The sequence below is a fragment of the Bacillales bacterium genome (assembly GCA_035700025.1).
Classification (GTDB): Bacteria; Bacillota; Bacilli; order Bacillales; family DASSOY01; genus DASSOY01.
This window is the reverse complement of sequence record DASSOY010000064.1, coordinates 1-15,521: the sequence shown is the minus strand read 5'-3', so window position 1 is coordinate 15,521 and position 15,521 is coordinate 1. Positions and strand designations below refer to the sequence as shown.

The 15,521-nt window shown below is 50.2% G+C and carries 15 protein-coding genes and 1 tRNA gene; 15 read left to right on the top strand and 1 reads right to left on the bottom strand.

The window, feature by feature from the left end; translation table 11 throughout:
• Nucleotides 1-190, bottom strand: a 190-nt coding sequence (locus VFK44_10695; protein HET7628845.1) for a helix-turn-helix domain-containing protein, incomplete at its 3' end; no start/stop codon positions are given.
• 139 nt (nt 191-329) lie between these two features.
• Between VFK44_10695 and VFK44_10690 the strand changes: the two genes are divergently transcribed.
• The 15 genes from VFK44_10690 to lysS all read left to right on the top strand — a co-directional run bounded on the left by VFK44_10690 (nt 330) and on the right by lysS (nt 15,210).
• A tRNA-Met gene (locus tag VFK44_10690) sits at nt 330-403 on the top strand.
• A 315-nt stretch (nt 404-718) separates the two neighbouring features.
• Nucleotides 719-3,199 carry a stage II sporulation protein E gene (spoIIE, locus tag VFK44_10685; GenBank protein HET7628844.1) on the top strand — a complete coding sequence of 827 codons (2,481 nt, stop codon included), beginning with the start codon at nt 719-721 and terminating at the stop codon, nt 3,197-3,199.
• 90 nt (nt 3,200-3,289) lie between these two features.
• Nucleotides 3,290-4,024 carry a VWA domain-containing protein gene (locus tag VFK44_10680; GenBank protein HET7628843.1) on the top strand — a complete coding sequence of 245 codons (735 nt, stop codon included), beginning with the start codon at nt 3,290-3,292 and terminating at the stop codon, nt 4,022-4,024.
• On the top strand, nt 3,993-4,952 hold the full coding sequence (locus VFK44_10675; GenBank protein HET7628842.1) for a phosphotransferase: 960 nt from the start codon (nt 3,993-3,995) through the stop codon (nt 4,950-4,952). The genes VFK44_10680 and VFK44_10675 overlap by 32 nt, the downstream gene beginning before the upstream one ends.
• Nucleotides 4,953-5,007: 55 nt before the next feature.
• The gene (gene tilS, locus VFK44_10670) at nt 5,008-6,426 is read left to right on the top strand and encodes a tRNA lysidine(34) synthetase TilS (GenBank protein ID HET7628841.1); all 1,419 of its coding nucleotides are present in this window, start codon (nt 5,008-5,010) and stop codon (nt 6,424-6,426) included.
• Nucleotides 6,423-6,959, top strand: a complete 537-nt coding sequence (hpt, locus tag VFK44_10665) for a hypoxanthine phosphoribosyltransferase (GenBank protein HET7628840.1) — start codon at nt 6,423-6,425, stop codon at nt 6,957-6,959. The genes tilS and hpt overlap by 4 nt, the downstream gene beginning before the upstream one ends.
• A 72-nt stretch (nt 6,960-7,031) precedes the next feature.
• Nucleotides 7,032-8,999, top strand: a complete 1,968-nt coding sequence (ftsH, locus tag VFK44_10660) for an ATP-dependent zinc metalloprotease FtsH (GenBank protein HET7628839.1) — start codon at nt 7,032-7,034, stop codon at nt 8,997-8,999.
• A 146-nt stretch (nt 9,000-9,145) separates the two neighbouring features.
• Complete coding sequence (locus tag VFK44_10655) at nt 9,146-9,916, top strand: type III pantothenate kinase (protein ID HET7628838.1); 771 nt, start codon at nt 9,146-9,148, stop codon at nt 9,914-9,916.
• Nucleotides 9,917-9,945: 29 nt separating this feature from the next.
• On the top strand, nt 9,946-10,836 hold the full coding sequence (hslO, locus tag VFK44_10650) for an Hsp33 family molecular chaperone HslO (protein ID HET7628837.1): 891 nt from the start codon (nt 9,946-9,948) through the stop codon (nt 10,834-10,836).
• A gap of 91 nt (nt 10,837-10,927) precedes the next feature.
• Nucleotides 10,928-11,515, top strand: coding sequence for an aminodeoxychorismate/anthranilate synthase component II (pabA, locus tag VFK44_10645; protein ID HET7628836.1), 588 nt, complete (start codon nt 10,928-10,930; stop codon nt 11,513-11,515).
• A gap of 89 nt (nt 11,516-11,604) precedes the next feature.
• Nucleotides 11,605-12,447: a dihydropteroate synthase gene (gene folP, locus VFK44_10640; GenBank protein HET7628835.1), complete on the top strand. Its 843-nt coding sequence runs from the start codon at nt 11,605-11,607 to the stop codon at nt 12,445-12,447.
• Nucleotides 12,448-12,472: 25 nt separating this feature from the next.
• Nucleotides 12,473-12,841, top strand: a complete 369-nt coding sequence (gene folB / locus VFK44_10635) for a dihydroneopterin aldolase (protein HET7628834.1) — start codon at nt 12,473-12,475, stop codon at nt 12,839-12,841.
• On the top strand, nt 12,838-13,362 hold the full coding sequence (folK, locus tag VFK44_10630) for a 2-amino-4-hydroxy-6-hydroxymethyldihydropteridine diphosphokinase (GenBank protein HET7628833.1): 525 nt from the start codon (nt 12,838-12,840) through the stop codon (nt 13,360-13,362). The genes folB and folK overlap by 4 nt, the downstream gene beginning before the upstream one ends.
• Complete coding sequence (locus tag VFK44_10625) at nt 13,314-13,547, top strand: helix-turn-helix transcriptional regulator (GenBank protein ID HET7628832.1); 234 nt, start codon at nt 13,314-13,316, stop codon at nt 13,545-13,547. Before folK ends, VFK44_10625 begins: the two co-directional genes overlap by 49 nt.
• Before the next feature lie 202 nt (nt 13,548-13,749).
• A complete protein-coding gene (gene lysS / locus VFK44_10620; protein HET7628831.1) occupies nt 13,750-15,210 on the top strand; it encodes a lysine--tRNA ligase in 1,461 nt (486 codons plus the stop codon).
• The last annotated feature ends 311 nt before the right edge of the window (nt 15,211-15,521 follow it).

Below are 15,521 nucleotides of genomic sequence, written 5' to 3'. Positions count from 1 at the left end.
TGGCATGTGCAGGTTTGCGTCCGCGGTTTTTGTGAATGACACCGGGTTCTCCTTCCTGTAAAATTTTGTTCTTAAGACGGAAAATCTGACGGGTACTAAGATCGAGTAGTTCCGCAGCCTCCTTTGTCGTTAACTGATGATTCATGACTTGTTTGACAACGGTGTAACGCTTCAGTTCTTTTCTGCTCAATGAAAGTGTCTCCTGTCCCATAGTGACATTTTCATTGAAGCGTTACAGCATGACAATATCACAGACGTACAACATCTACGTTATTTTCCATTGACAAACGGATTGGGATTTCGTAAAATATACCTCGTGCCTGTTTTGCGGCGGTGTAGCTCAGCTGGCTAGAGCGTACGGTTCATACCCGTAAGGCCGGGGGTTCGATCCCCTCCACCGCCATTGTAAAAGCGAATACGATTCAAGCGTCCGCCAAAGGTTATACGGACGAAGGCTGTCGAGCGAGACTCGGCAGCCTTTTTGCGTTCATTTTAACGCTTTTCGGGATCTTCTTTTTTTTCGTCGACCTTTCATGTTTCGCGCATTCGACGTTGTCTACGCTTCGATTTTCCGAAGTTATGCAAACCCGTCTGTTGTTTTGACTAGCGAGACAGAAATCCGTCGAGAAGTATTGCTTTCTCTTCCTGTTGTTTTGACAAAAACTGAATGCCGCTTGTGTTTAAATGGAAAGCACGAAATGATTATACGGGTGGGGGAATGGAAATGGGAAAAGTTTTGGATCCGCATACGAAATCGGTATTCGGAGGATGGAAAACGAAAGCGGCGCGGCCGTTCAACCGGTTGAAATCATCGCTCATGCGAAAACTTGTCGATGGGCATGTGTTCATTTTGTTTGTCGGTTTTTTGCTTGGACGAGCCGCCATACTTGCAGGGATGTCTCCTTTTGCGCTTCCGTTTTTCGCAACCGTCGCTTTGTTGAAACCGCGGAAGAAGCGGCTCGCCTTTCTCACGCTCACGGCTGGAGCGATTTCGGCTGGATGGTGGCAAACTTTATTCGTCACGATGGCGATTGTGCTCTTTTTGCCGATGAAAAAAATCATCGACCGGTGGAAACCCGATCCGGCCAAGGCGCTCCCGATTCTCGTGTTCGCCGCCAATATGTTGGGCCGAGCGGCATTCACTTTTTTAGCGAAAGGGAAGGTAACCCCATCGGATTGGCTTTTATCGTCCGTTGAAGCCGGTTTGGCGTTTGTTTTAACAATGATTTTTTTGCAAAGCGTTCCGCTGCTCTCGACGAAAACGTTGAAACGTTCCTTGAAAAACGAGGAAATCATTTGCTTCATTATTTTATTAGCTTCGGTTTTGACCGGCACGACAGGCTGGTTCATCCGCGGTCTATCCGTGGAACATGTTTTATCGGATTATTTCGTGATTTTGTTCGCTTTTGTCGGCGGTGCGGCGATCGGATCCACCGTGGGCGTCGTCGTCGGATTGATCTTGAGTTTGGCGAACGTCGCGAGTTTGTATCAAATGAGTTTGCTTGCCTTTGCCGGTTTGCTCGGCGGATTAATGAAAGAGGGCAAAAAGGCGGGCGTCGGGCTCGGATTGCTGATCGGCACGCTGTTAATCGGGTTGTACGGCAACAGCGACACTTCGTTAGTGACGATGGTTTGGGAAGCGGCGGTTGCTGTCGGTCTCTTTTTCTTGACCCCGAAAGGATTGACCGATCGTTTGGCGGCTTACATCCCGGGGACGAGGGAACATGCCGTGCAGCAACAACAATATTTGCGGAAAATCCGCGATGTGACGGCTAATCGTGTCGAACATTTTTCCAGTTTGTTTCAGGCGCTTGCCGGCAGTTTTTCCACGCAAGACCTGCAAATGAGCGAAGACGACCCCGAACGGGAAATCGATTTGTTTCTAAGCCATGTCACCGCCGAAACGTGTCAAACGTGTTTCTTGAAACAACGGTGCTGGGAGAGGAACTTTGATAAAACCTATGATTACATGCAGCGGATTATGAGTGAAGCGGAGCATGAACCGGTGCTCAACGATCATGTTTTAAGCAAGAATTGGGAAAGTTACTGTCGGAAACCAAATGAAGTCATTCAGGCGATTCATAAAGAAATGAATCAGTATCACGTGAATCAGGCATTGAAACGGAAAGTAAGGGAGAGCCGTCAGCTTGTGGCCGACCAACTGTTTGGCGTTTCCCAAGTCATGGGGGATTTCGCGAGGGAAATTCAAAAAGAAAGAGACACGCACCAATTCCAGGAAGATCAAATCGTTGAAGCTTTGCGGGAAATCGGGCTTGAAATTCGCAATATCGACATTTACAGCTTGGAAGACGGCGCGGTCGACATTGAAATGACGATTCCGTATTGCCGGGGACGGGGCGAGTGCGAGAAAATCATCGCTCCGATGCTTTCGGACATTCTCGGGGAAACGATCGTTGTCAAAGACGAGGTACAATCCGAGTATCCGAACGGCATATGTCAGGCTTCATTCGGCTCTGCAAAAGATTTCGTCGTCGAGACCGGCATTGCTAATGCAGCGAAGGGAGGCGCATGGGTTTCCGGAGACAGCCATTCGACGTTGGAGCTCGGATCCGGAAAATATGCGATTGCGATTAGCGACGGCATGGGGAACGGGGTTCGCGCCCATCTGGAAAGCAGTGAAACGTTAAAATTACTGCAAAAAGTGTTGCAGTCGGGCATTGATGAAACGGTCGCCATCAAGTCCGTCAATTCGATTTTGTCGCTGCGGACGAACGACGAAATTTTCTCCACACTGGATTTGGCCATGATCGATTTGCAAAATGCCGGTGCGAAATTTTTAAAAATTTGCTCGAGTCCAAGCTTCGTGAAAAGGGGAGATCAAGTGCGGATGATCGAAGCGGGGAATTTGCCGATGGGCGTCATCGACGAATTCGATGTCGACGTTGTCAGCGAACAACTGAAAGACGGCGATTTGCTATTCATGATGAGCGATGGGATTTTCGAGGGGGCGGAAAACATTGAGAACAACGAGGTGTGGATGAAACGGAAAATCCGCGAATTGGAAACCGATGACCCGCAGGAAGCGGCGGACTTAATTATGGAAGAGGTCATCCGTACGAAACACGGGAGAATCGACGATGATATGACGGTGGTAGCTGCGAAAGTGAAACATAACATTCCGAAATGGGCGGCGATTCCCCGATTTTCGCGGCCGGCCGCGAAGAAAAAAGCGCAATAGAGGTTTCGGTGTGCGGTATATTTCTTGCTTTTTCCGTCGAAGATGGTAATGGTTTTGCATCATTTTTAACGGAAAAAGGGAGATGGCACGATGAGCAAAGGAACGTTACGGCAATTACTGTTGATTACCGACGGCTGTTCCAACCAGGGAGAAGACCCGACAGCGATGGCCGCGCTCGCGAAGGAGCAAGGCATTACTGTCAATGTGATCGGGGTCGTAGAAAATGACACGATTGCAGAGAACGGGATGAAAGAAATTGAAAATATCGCGCTCTCCGGAGGCGGGATCAGTCAAATTGTGTATGCGAAGCAGTTGTCGCAAACGGTGCAAATGGTTACTCGCCAAGCGATGACGCAAACGATCCAAGGGGTCGTGAACAAGGAGCTGCAAAGCATTCTCGGCGAAGATGAGGAAATGAAGGATTTGTCACCGGAAAAACGCGGGGAAGTGATGGAGGTCGTCGACGAACTCGGCGAAACACTGAATCTGGAAGTGCTCATTCTTGTTGATACGAGCGCAAGCATGCGGTCGAAGTTGCCGACGGTTCAAGATGCCCTTGTCGACTTGTCACTCAGTTTGGGCGCTAGAAGCGGGTCAAACCGGTTTGCCTTGTATAGTTTTCCTGGAAAAAAACGAGCGACCGAAAAAATTCTCGATTGGAACCCGGAAATCAACGTCATTCACGAAGTGTTGTCGAAATTGTCTTCGGGAGGCGTCACTCCTACCGGACCGGCAATGAGAGAGGCGCTTACTTATTTCAAACGTACGCGGAGAAGGAGTCGGATGGAGGAAGATGACCTATTCATTGAAGAATCGGGCTCATAGTCTTCCCGCCGGGACGGTCATTCGCGGGAAATGGCATCATTGCCGTTATCGCATCATCCGCCCGCTCGGACGCGGGGCAAACGGCGACGTATTTTTGGCGGAATGTGTCAACGGACGGGTGGCTGTCAAAATCGGCCGCGAAAGTCTTTCGCTCATGTCCGAAGTGAATGTCCTAAGGAAGTTTTCCAAGGTTCAGGGCAACGTCCTTGGACCTTCTTTGATTGACGTTGATGATTGGAACACCGGTGCCCGCACATTCCCCTTTTATGTGATGGAATATTTAAAAGGGGTCCCGTTGCTTTCCTTCATTCAATCGCGCCCCTCGGAATGGATCGGAATACTCGTCGTGCAGCTGCTTGCGGATTTGGATCGGCTTCATCGCGCAGGATGGGTGTTCGGAGATTTGAAACCAGACAATCTGCTCGTAACCGGACCGCCGCCTCGTGTTCGCTGGCTCGATGTCGGGGGGACGACGGTGATTGGCCGATCGATTAAAGAGTATACCGAGTTTTTCGACCGCGGGTATTGGGGACTCGGGTCGAGAAAAGCGGAGCCTTCCTATGATTTATTTGCAGTGGCGATGATCATGATCAATGCCGCCTATCCAAAACGATTCAACAAAAAAAAGGACGGCTATTCACAGCTGATGAACGCGGTGAAAAGCCACCGTTCTTTAAAGCCGTATCAACGTGTGATCGCGTTTGCCTTGCAAGGAAAGTATGCGGGTGCTCCTTCCATGCGGCAAGACATGGTGAAAAGACTTCACGTTCGCGAGACGCCGCAGCCGTCGACGGGGGTCGGCGCCGGCACAAAACGTGCTCAAGCTTCCGCGAACAAACCGAAGAAGCGTCGGGAATGGACAAAAACGTTGATGCTCGGGCTCACTTTATTTATCGTCTATTTTCTCTATTTGTTCGGCATACATTGATTGACACGCCTTGTCCGCTTTTCTAAACTTAGGGTGCATCGAATGGAAAGGGACGGTGTTTGCCATCAGACAGGCGGTCGATCGCTTCATTAAACGACATCAATTGCTGCGCAAAAATGCGAGTGTCGTCGTCGGCGTTTCCGGAGGACCGGACTCGATGGCGCTGCTCGATTATTTGCGCAGCGTCCGTTGTTCTTGGGGGTTGACTCTCGTTGTCGCCAGCGTTGACCACGGTTTTCGCGGAGCGGAATCTGCGGAAGATCTTCGTTACGTCGAAGACTATTGCCGTCGTCGGGACATTGCATTTGAAGGGGCGAGCCTCGGCCTCGACAATGGGAAAGGGGTTCGCGTTCAGGCTCGTGCACGCGAGGAACGTTACCGCTTTTTCTCCTCCATCATGAAAAAACATCACGCCGACTTTCTCGCGCTTGCTCATCACGGGGACGATCAGATCGAAACGATGCTGATGAGGCAAGTTCGCGGCAGTTTCGGCTTGAGCAGGGCCGGGATTCCCGTTCGCCGGCCGTTTTCGTGCGGGGAAATTATCCGCCCGTTTCTCGGCGTCGACAAACAGCAAATCGAGAAGTACTGCGAGGAACGAAACATTCACCCGCGAAAAGATCCTTCCAATGAAAGCGATTCTTATACGAGAAATCGCTTTCGTCATTCGGTTTTACCTTTTCTGAAAAGGGAAAACCCTAATGTACATACCCGGTTTCAGTTGGAAAGTGAAGTGTTGACTGCGGACCATCTTTTCCTGCAATCGCTTGCTGAAAAGGCATTAAATGAAGTCGAAGTCGATCGCCAAAAGGACAGAATTGCGTGTTCCGTCAAGGCATTGACACGTATTCCGATCGCTTTACAAAGAAGGGTAATTCAACTAATATTAAACTATCTGTATGAGGAAACTCCTGCTTCTCTTTCGTTGATACATATCGAAGAAGCGCTCCATTTGCTCACTCATGAGCAACCTTCCGGACGTTTGGATTTTCCTCGCGGTTTACGGGTGGTCCGATCATATGACCACTTTATTTTTTCATATAACGATCATGCAACGGAAGCTGTCGCATACAGTGAAGTGCTGGACGTACCCGGAAAGACAAGGTGCCCTGTCGGTTGGATTACGGCCGACTTCATCGCAGATCCTGGTGACGAGCTGGAGGGTCCCGAACGGTTGATTTGCGATGCGGATCTTGTTTCGATGCCGCTTTTCGTGCGTTCAAAAGCTCCCGGTGACCGAATCGCGGCCAACGGAATGAAAGGCTCGAAAAAGGTAAAGGCTATTTTTATCGATCAAAAAATACCGCGGCATTTGCGGGAACAATGGCCCATCGTGACCGATTCGCGCGGAAATGTTCTTTGGGTTCCGGGATTGAAGCACTCACGGCTCGCCAAACCGTCCGAAGGGACGAGGCGGTATTTGGCGCTGCGCTTTCAGTTGTTCGAACACATCGGGGAGGATATGGGAAAGTGAGAGAAGATCTCGAAGAAATTTTGTTGACAGAAGAAGAAATTGCGGCGAAGACAGAGGAGATGGGCCGTTTGCTCGCCGAAGAATATGAGGGGAAATTTCCGCTCGTCATCGGCGTGTTGAAGGGCGCCATGCATTTCATGGCCGATCTTACCCGGCACATGCCGATTCATTTGGAAATGGACTTCTTGGACGTCTCCAGTTACGGGGATGCAACGGTGTCGTCGGGCGAAGTCAAAATCATCAAAGACTTGGACACCACCGTTGAAGGCCGAGATGTGTTAATTGTCGAGGACATCATCGACAGCGGTTTAACTTTAAGTTATCTCGTTCAATTGTTTCGGCACCGGAAAGCGAAATCGATCAAAATCGTCACTTTGCTTGACAAACCGACGGGCAGAAAAGTCGATTTGACGCCGGATCTCGTTGGATTTACGGTGCCGGACGCGTTTGTCGTCGGATACGGTTTGGACTATGCGGAGCGGTATCGCAACCTTCCGTGCATCGGGGTTTTAAAACCGGAAATCTACAAATAATATTTGTTGTGATTGTTTCTGTCATTATGGTACGATAGACTAGGTTGTTTTGTTGTTGAGAGGAGGGAAGGAATGAATCGTATCTTCCGCAATACCATTTTTTATTTGTTTATCTTTTTGGTGATCATCGGGATCGTAAGTTTCTTCAACGATTCCAATCAAAAAACCACCGAAATGAATTTCAACACATTCATGAAACACCTCCAAGAAGGTGACGTGACGCAAATTACGGTACAGCCTGAAGGCGGTGTTTATACGATAAGGGGTAAGCTCGAAGGCTACCCTGCCAATCAACAATTTATCACCAATGTTGTCGACAATGAGAAGATCATGTACCAAGTCATGACGAAAGCTGACCAGGCCAATGTTGATCAGGCTCAGCAAACGAACGGGTGGGTGACGTTCTTTACGTCCATCATTCCTTTCGTCATTATCTTCATCTTGTTCTTTTTCCTTCTGAACCAAATGCAGGGCGGCGGAAGCCGTGTAATGAATTTCGGGAAAAGCAAGGCGAAGCTGTACAGCGAAGAAAAGAAAAAGGTCACGTTTAAGGATGTCGCGGGAGCCGACGAGGAGAAACAAGAACTCGTCGAAGTCGTGGAGTTCTTGAAAGATCCGCGCAAGTTTTCCGCGCTCGGCGCGCGCATCCCGAAAGGTGTGCTGTTGGTCGGACCTCCGGGTACGGGTAAAACATTGCTTGCCCGAGCGGTAGCCGGTGAAGCGGGTGTTCCGTTTTTCTCGATCAGCGGTTCTGACTTTGTTGAAATGTTCGTAGGTGTCGGTGCATCCAGGGTTCGCGATTTGTTTGAAAATGCGAAGAAAAACGCACCTTGTATTATCTTTATCGATGAAATCGACGCCGTCGGCCGCCAGCGCGGCGCGGGTCTCGGCGGCGGGCATGATGAACGCGAACAAACGTTGAACCAGTTGCTGGTAGAAATGGACGGTTTCGGCGTAAACGAAGGCATCATCATAATTGCAGCCACGAACCGGCCTGACATTCTCGATCCGGCGCTGTTGCGTCCGGGCCGTTTTGACCGGCAAATTCCGGTTCATCGCCCCGATCAGAAAGGGCGTAAAGACATTTTGAAAGTCCACGCGCGCAACAAGCCGCTTGCCGAAGGCGTGGAACTTGCGACAATTGCGAAGCTGACTCCCGGATTTTCCGGAGCGGATCTGGAGAACTTGTTGAACGAAGCCGCCCTTGTGGCTGCGCGATCGAACAAGAAGAGTATCGAAATGGAAGACATCAATGAGGCGATTGAGCGTGTCATCGCGGGGCCGCAGAAGAAAGGCCGCGTGATCTCGAAGAAAGAACGTGATATCGTTGCTTATCACGAAGCCGGCCACGCGGCGATCGGCATGGTGCTCGATTCGGCGGAATCGGTTCATAAAGTGACCGTCATCCCGCGCGGACAGGCGGGAGGCTATACCGTTCCGCTGCCGAAAGAAGAACGTTTCTTCATGACCGAACCGGAATTGCTTGAGAAAATCGTCGGTTTGCTCGGCGGACGGGTCGCCGAGGAGCTCGCGTTCAATGGTGAGGTTTCCACCGGAGCGACAAACGACTTCCAACGCGTCACGAGCATGGCACGGCGGATGGTGACCGAATTCGGGATGAGCAAGAAGCTCGGACCGATGCAATTCGGCGATAACCAGAGCGGTCAAGTGTTTCTCGGCAGAGACATTCAAAGCGAACAAAATTACAGCGATTCGATTGCATACGAAATTGACCAAGAAATGCAGCGCATCGTGAAGGAAAGTTACGAGCGATGCAAGAAGATCCTCACCGAAAACTGGGAGAAAGTCGAGTTGATGGTGAAGAAATTGCTCGAACTGGAAACGCTTGATGCCGAACAAATTCGTTCGCTCTGGCACGAAGGGAAATTGCCGAAAATCTCCGCTGAAGACGCAGAAAAACGCGAAAAGCCGGCAGCGAAAGAAACCGATTCGAAATCCGGCGAGGATTCGGATCAAAGCAACTTAAAGGTTAACATCCACTCGAAGAAAAAGGATGAAGAAGACGACGAAAATAAGTAAGCAAGCATGGATCAGGATGTCTCACTCGGGACATCCTCTTTTTCACGGTTGAAGCGATTCCGCTGTTAGTTGCAGCCCATTATGGTTGGGTCAGTGCTAATTATTTTTGGATAGAAAGACGGCGATGGAATGGGAGACGAAGAAGAATGATATTCGTTTTTGATGTTGGGAATACAAATATCGTTTGCGGGCTGTACGAGGGAGAAACATTGAAACACCATTGGAGGATCAGCACGAGCACGACTAAGACCGAAGACGAGTATGCCATGCAATTGAAGACGTTGTTTGAACATGTCGGCATCCGTTTTCGCGACATCCGGGGCATCGTCATTTCATCCGTCGTTCCTTCCATCATGTTTGCATTGGAACGCATGTGTGAAAAATACTTTCATCGGGAACCGATGATTATCGGTCCCGGGATCAAAACCGGACTCGATATCAAAACGGATCACCCGAAAGAGATCGGCGCCGATCGGATCGTGAATGCTGTTGCGGGCATTCATTTGTACGGCTCGCCGTTGATTATCGTCGATTTTGGAACAGCGACGACTTATTGTTATATTAATGAGAAAGGTCAATACATCGGAGGTGCAATCGCTCCAGGAATCAATATTTCCACGGAAGCGTTGATCGCCAATGCGTCGAAACTTCCGCGCATTGAAATTGCCCGTCCGAATCACATTGTCGGCAAAAACACGATCACTGCGATGCAATCGGGTGTGTTGTACGGATATGTTGGGCAAGTGGAAGGTATTGTGTCGCGCATCAAGCAGGAGACGCAGTCGACGCCCTCCGTGATCGCTACCGGCGGATTAGCCTCGCTTATTGCCGGCGAGTCGTCGGTCATTGACCATGTGGAACGTTTTCTGACCTTGAAAGGTTTGCAGTTGATTTATGAACGAAACATCGCTTCATGACGGTTTGCTGAAAGGAAGGGCGAGCATCGATGAAAGACTATCTGGTGAAAGCTTTGGCATGGGATGGAGAGATCAGAGCCTATGCCGCGACAACGACGAATACGGTTGCTGAAGCTCAGCGCAGGCATGATACGTGGGCGACGGCATCGGCAGCGCTTGGCCGGACGATGACGGCAGCGGCGATGACCGGAGCGATGTTGAAAGACCGGGACAAATTGACGGTGAAAGTCGACGGCGGCGGACCGCTCGGTCCGATCATCGCCGACGCGGATGCGTCAGGGAACGTCAGGGGTTACGTCAGTCACCCGCACGTACATTTCGATTTAAATGAAAAAGGAAAGCTTGATGTCGCGCGAGCGGTTGGAAAGCAAGGGACGTTGTCCGTCGTGAAGGATCTCGGTCTTAAGCAGCATTTTACAGGTCAAGTGCCGCTTATTTCCGGGGAAATCGGCGAGGATTTTGCGTACTACTTTTACAATTCGGAACAGGTGGCTTCATCCGTCGGTGTCGGCGTCCTCGTAAACCCTGATCATACGATTCTCGCCGCGGGAGGCGTCATCGTGCAAATGATGCCCGGAGCATCGGAAACGACCGCGAAACGAGTCGAGCAGAAAATTTTTCAAGCCGATCCCATCTCGAAAATGGTCGAGCGGGGACTGACACCTGAAGAAATTTTATACGAATGGCTTGGAGAAGACCGCGTTAAATTGCTGGGCAGCTGTGACGTTTCATTCGAATGTCATTGCTCCGAGGAACGCATCGCCAACGGGATCGTCAGCCTCGGTGAGGACGAAATTCAATCGATGATCGATGAAGACGGCCGCGCGGAAGCGACATGCCATTTTTGCCGAAAAGTGTACACCTTTGAGCGCGAACAACTGGAACGCTTAAAAACGGAAAGCCGGGCAAACGGTCGATAGATGAAAGGGCGGCGCACATCGTGTAAAATGAGACAAAAGACCACCGCGTAACAGCCGAGACGAGGTGAGTTGAGACGAGGAGGAGTTCAGCTTGATCTTAATGATCGACAATTACGATTCATTCACGTACAATCTCGTGCAATATTTGGGGGAGCTTGGAGAAGATCCGGTCGTTCGCCGAAATGATCAAATAACCATTGCGGAAATCAGGGAAATGCAGCCCGAACTGATCGTACTTTCACCGGGTCCGTGCACGCCGAATGAAGCCGGGATCTCGTTAGAGGTAGTACGGCACTTTGCCGGAGAACTTCCGATTTTCGGCGTTTGCCTCGGCCATCAGACGATTGCCCAAGCATTCGGGGCGAACATCGTCAAAGCCGACCGTTTAATGCATGGGAAAACATCGGAAATCCATCATGACGGGCAAACGGTTTTCGAAAACTTGCCGAATCCGTTCACCGCTGCGCGCTACCATTCGTTAACGGTTGAACGGGCGTCGCTTCCGAAAGATGTTATCGTATCCGCTGAGACAGAAGAAGGAGAAATCATGGGGATTCGCCACAAGCGGTATCCGCTTGAAGGTGTTCAGTTTCACCCGGAATCGATTTTGACTGCGGACGGCAAAAGGTTGCTGCAAAATTGGGCGGCGCATTACCGAAAATCCCGTCCGGTACGATAAACGCCGGGAATATCGTATGATTATCCCACGGCTCTATCATCCGATGCACTGGATTCGCCGACACTCGGCAGTGAAAGGAAGTATGGTTCATGGGACAACAGAATCAATGGCTGCGGTGCGGCAACCATCAATTGAATTTGGCTGAAAAAACGCATGTCATGGGAATTTTAAACGTTACACCGGATTCTTTTTCCGACGGCGGCCGTTTTGTAGAAGCAGATAAAGCAGTATCTCACGCGATGCAAATGGAGAAGGACGGCGCTGACATTATAGATGTTGGGGGAGAATCGACGCGCCCGGGGCATACACCCGTTTCTTTAGAAGAAGAAATCCGCAGGGTGGTGCCGGTAATTAAAGAAGTCTCTTCCCGGATTAACGTCCCGGTCTCCATTGATACGTACAAGGCAGAGACCGCGAGGCGTGCGATCGAGGCAGGGGCTTCGATCATCAATGACGTGTGGGGCGCGAAAGCGGATCCGGAGATGGCGCCGGTCGCTGCGCATTATAATGTGCCGATCATCTTAATGCACAATCGGAAAGATCCGCAATACGGTGATTTGATGAAAGATATTTTGGCGGATTTAACGGAGAGCATTGAAATTGTGATGCGCGCAGGCGTGAAACAAGAAAACATCATCCTTGATCCGGGAATCGGTTTTGCGAAAACGTACGAGCAAAACCTCGAAGTGATGGACCGGTTGGAAGAAATTACTTCCTTCGGATACCCGGTACTGCTTGGGACTTCGAGAAAATCGATGATTGCCAAGGCGTTGTCGCTCCCGAAGGATGAACGAGTGGAAGGCACGGGGGCAACGGTTTGTTTTGCCGTTGGAAAAGGGTGTCAGATCGTGCGCGTGCACGACGTATTGCCGATCAAAAGAATGACGACGATGATGGATGCCATGATCAAGCGGGTATCCGTGTCGACGTGATTTCATTCTTTAAGGATGTGAAGAAATGGATAAAATCTACATGAATCGGCTGTCTTTTTATGGATACCACGGTGTTTTCCCTGAAGAAAACCGGCTTGGGCAAAGATTTTACGTCGATCTTGTTCTTGAAGGGGATTTAAAACCAGCCAGCCGGAGTGATGATCTTGCCAAGACGGTCGATTACGGCAAGGTTCACGATCTCGTAAAAGAAACGATGGAAGGGAAGGCGCGGCAATTGGTTGAAACATTGTCCGAAGAGATTGCAGCCTCTCTGCTGGCCGCTTTTCCGGTTATCCAACGCTGCACGGTTAAGGTTATCAAACCTGATCCGCCGATTCCCGGGCACTATGATTCGGTTGCTGTCGAAATGACGAGGGAGCGCCAGGCTCAATGACGACGGCTTATATCGGATTGGGAACGAACATCGGGGAACGCGATCGGTATTTACATGAAGCGGTCCTCCGAATGGACGGGCATCGCCGGATACATGTAACGCGTCTTTCTTCAATTTACGAGACCGAACCGATCGGCTGCACCGATCAGGCTGATTTTTTAAACATGGTTGCGGAAGTTTCCACTGAGCTCGCTCCAGACGAGCTTTTGCATGCAACCGCTTCGGTGGAGAACCAGCTTGGGCGAACGCGTGAAGTCCGCTGGGGACCGCGAACGATTGATCTTGACATCTTGCTGTACAATCAAGCAACGATAGAAACGGACGCTTTGACAATTCCGCATCCCCGTATGCATGAGCGAGCATTTGTGCTCGTGCCGCTTTCGGAGCTCAATCCTTCCTTTCAGGTCCCAGGCACGAATGTATCGCTTTCCGAATATGTCAAGCAAATTTCAGGCAAAGAAGGTGTGCGATTATGGAGGCTGAACAGTGGGGAAGAAAGATTCGCGCTTTTCGAAAGCTGAAAGGCTATACGCAAGAGTCGTTGGCGGATGAAATGGAAGTTTCAGTTTCGGTCATCGGCGAAATTGAGCGGGGCAATCGGGTTCCGACGAGAAAAATTTTAACGCAAATCTCGAAAATCTTGAAGGTGTCGGTTGAAGAATTAACACCGGAAGAAGCTCGGCAAACATTGAATAAGAGAAGGTGAATCGTCTGTTTTCGATTCTTGGTAGAGTCAAGGCATGTGCGGCGGTGGACGGATTTCTTGGAAAAGGTGGGAGAACGCAGCGGACGAAGCAAAGCATGCAAGATGCACTCGCCGTGTAACTTGCCGACAAAATATTAGGACCGGTAACTCGGGACGGATGGGAGTGGTTGTTGTGAGTCAGGAGCTTGACGTGAACGACTTGATGCTCGCGAGGAAAGAAAAATTGAACCGTATGCTGGAAGAAGGGATTGACCCGTTCGGCGGCCGTTATGAGCCCACGCACAGTGCGGCCGAAATGACCCAGGCGTATGGCGACGATACGAAAGAGGAATTGGCGGAAAAAGAGGAGCGCGTAACGCTGGCCGGGCGGATCATGACGAAGCGCGGCAAAGGGAAAGCCGGATTCAGCCATATTCAGGACTTGACGGGGCAGATTCAAATTTACGTACGCAAAGACCAGGTCGGCGAAGAACAATACGAGCTTTTCACAAAAAGTGATATCGGGGACATTGTTGGTGTTTCGGGTATTGCTTTTAAAACAAAAGTCGGGGAACTTTCGGTCAAGGTGAACGATTTTCGGCTTTTGTCGAAATCGATGCGTCCGCTTCCCGACAAGTACCACGGGCTTCAGGACGTTGAACAGCGCTATCGTCAGCGTTATCTTGACCTCATCGTGAATCCGGAGGTGAAAAACACTTTCGTCACCCGCAGTAAAATTTTACGGGCGATGCGTCGTTATCTCGACGATCATGGCTTTCTTGAGGTGGAGACGCCTACGATGCATTCCATTCCCGGCGGTGCTGCCGCGCGGCCTTTCATTACGCATCATAACGCGCTGGACATTGATTTGTATATGCGAATTGCCATCGAGCTTCATTTGAAGCGATTGATCGTCGGAGGTCTCGAACGCGTCTATGAAATCGGCCGCGTCTTCCGCAACGAAGGGATTTCCACTCGTCATAACCCGGAATTTACGATGATGGAATTGTATCAAGCCTATGCTGATTTTCATGACATCATGGAATTGACGGAAAACGTGATCGTTCATACCGCGCGCGAAGTATTAGGAACAACGAGTATCACGTACGGCGAACATAAATTGGATCTTTCGCCGCAATGGACCCGGATTCACATCGTAGACGCGGTCAAGGAGGAAACGGGTGTCGACTTCTGGCAACGGATGAGCGACGATGAAGCTCGTGCGCTCGCCGAAGCACACGGTGTTGAAATCAAACCTTCGATGACTTTCGGTCATATCGTTAATGAGTTTTTTGAGCAAAAGGTGGAACATACGCTCATTCAGCCGACGTTTGTATACGGACATCCCGTCGAGATTTCCCCGCTTGCGAAGAAGAACGCAGACGATCCGCGATTCACCGATCGTTTCGAACTGTTTATCGTCGGTCGTGAACACGCCAACGCTTTTTCGGAATTGAACGATCCGATCGACCAGCGGGAACGATTTGAGGCGCAAGTGCGCGAGCGCAGCGAAGGGAACGATGAAGCGCATATGATGGACGAGGATTTCCTCGAGGCGCTCGAATACGGCATGCCGCCTACCGGCGGACTTGGCATCGGGATTGACCGCGTTGTCATGTTGTTGACGAATTCCCCGTCGATTCGTGATGTTTTGCTGTTTCCGCAAATGCGCCCGCAGTCGTAAGAAAGCATTTGTCGCAAGATCCGCTGACCGGCTTTCAGCGGGTCTTTCTTTTTTTGTTGAAAAGGTATTGCGAAATTGGATGAAAGATGGTATAGTATTTTTCGTCGCCGAAATGTATGATCAATCGATACGGACGAAAAAAATTGCTCGAATTGGTTGACATGCGTTGTGCAGCGTGGTATATTAATAAAGTCGCTGTTAGAAAGCGACGACGAAATTCCGACGCGAAACGAGACGTTTTGCGGATGACGAAAATGAAGGAAGTTGTTCCTTGAAAACTGAACAAAAAGCCAAGCGTGACGAGGAAACTC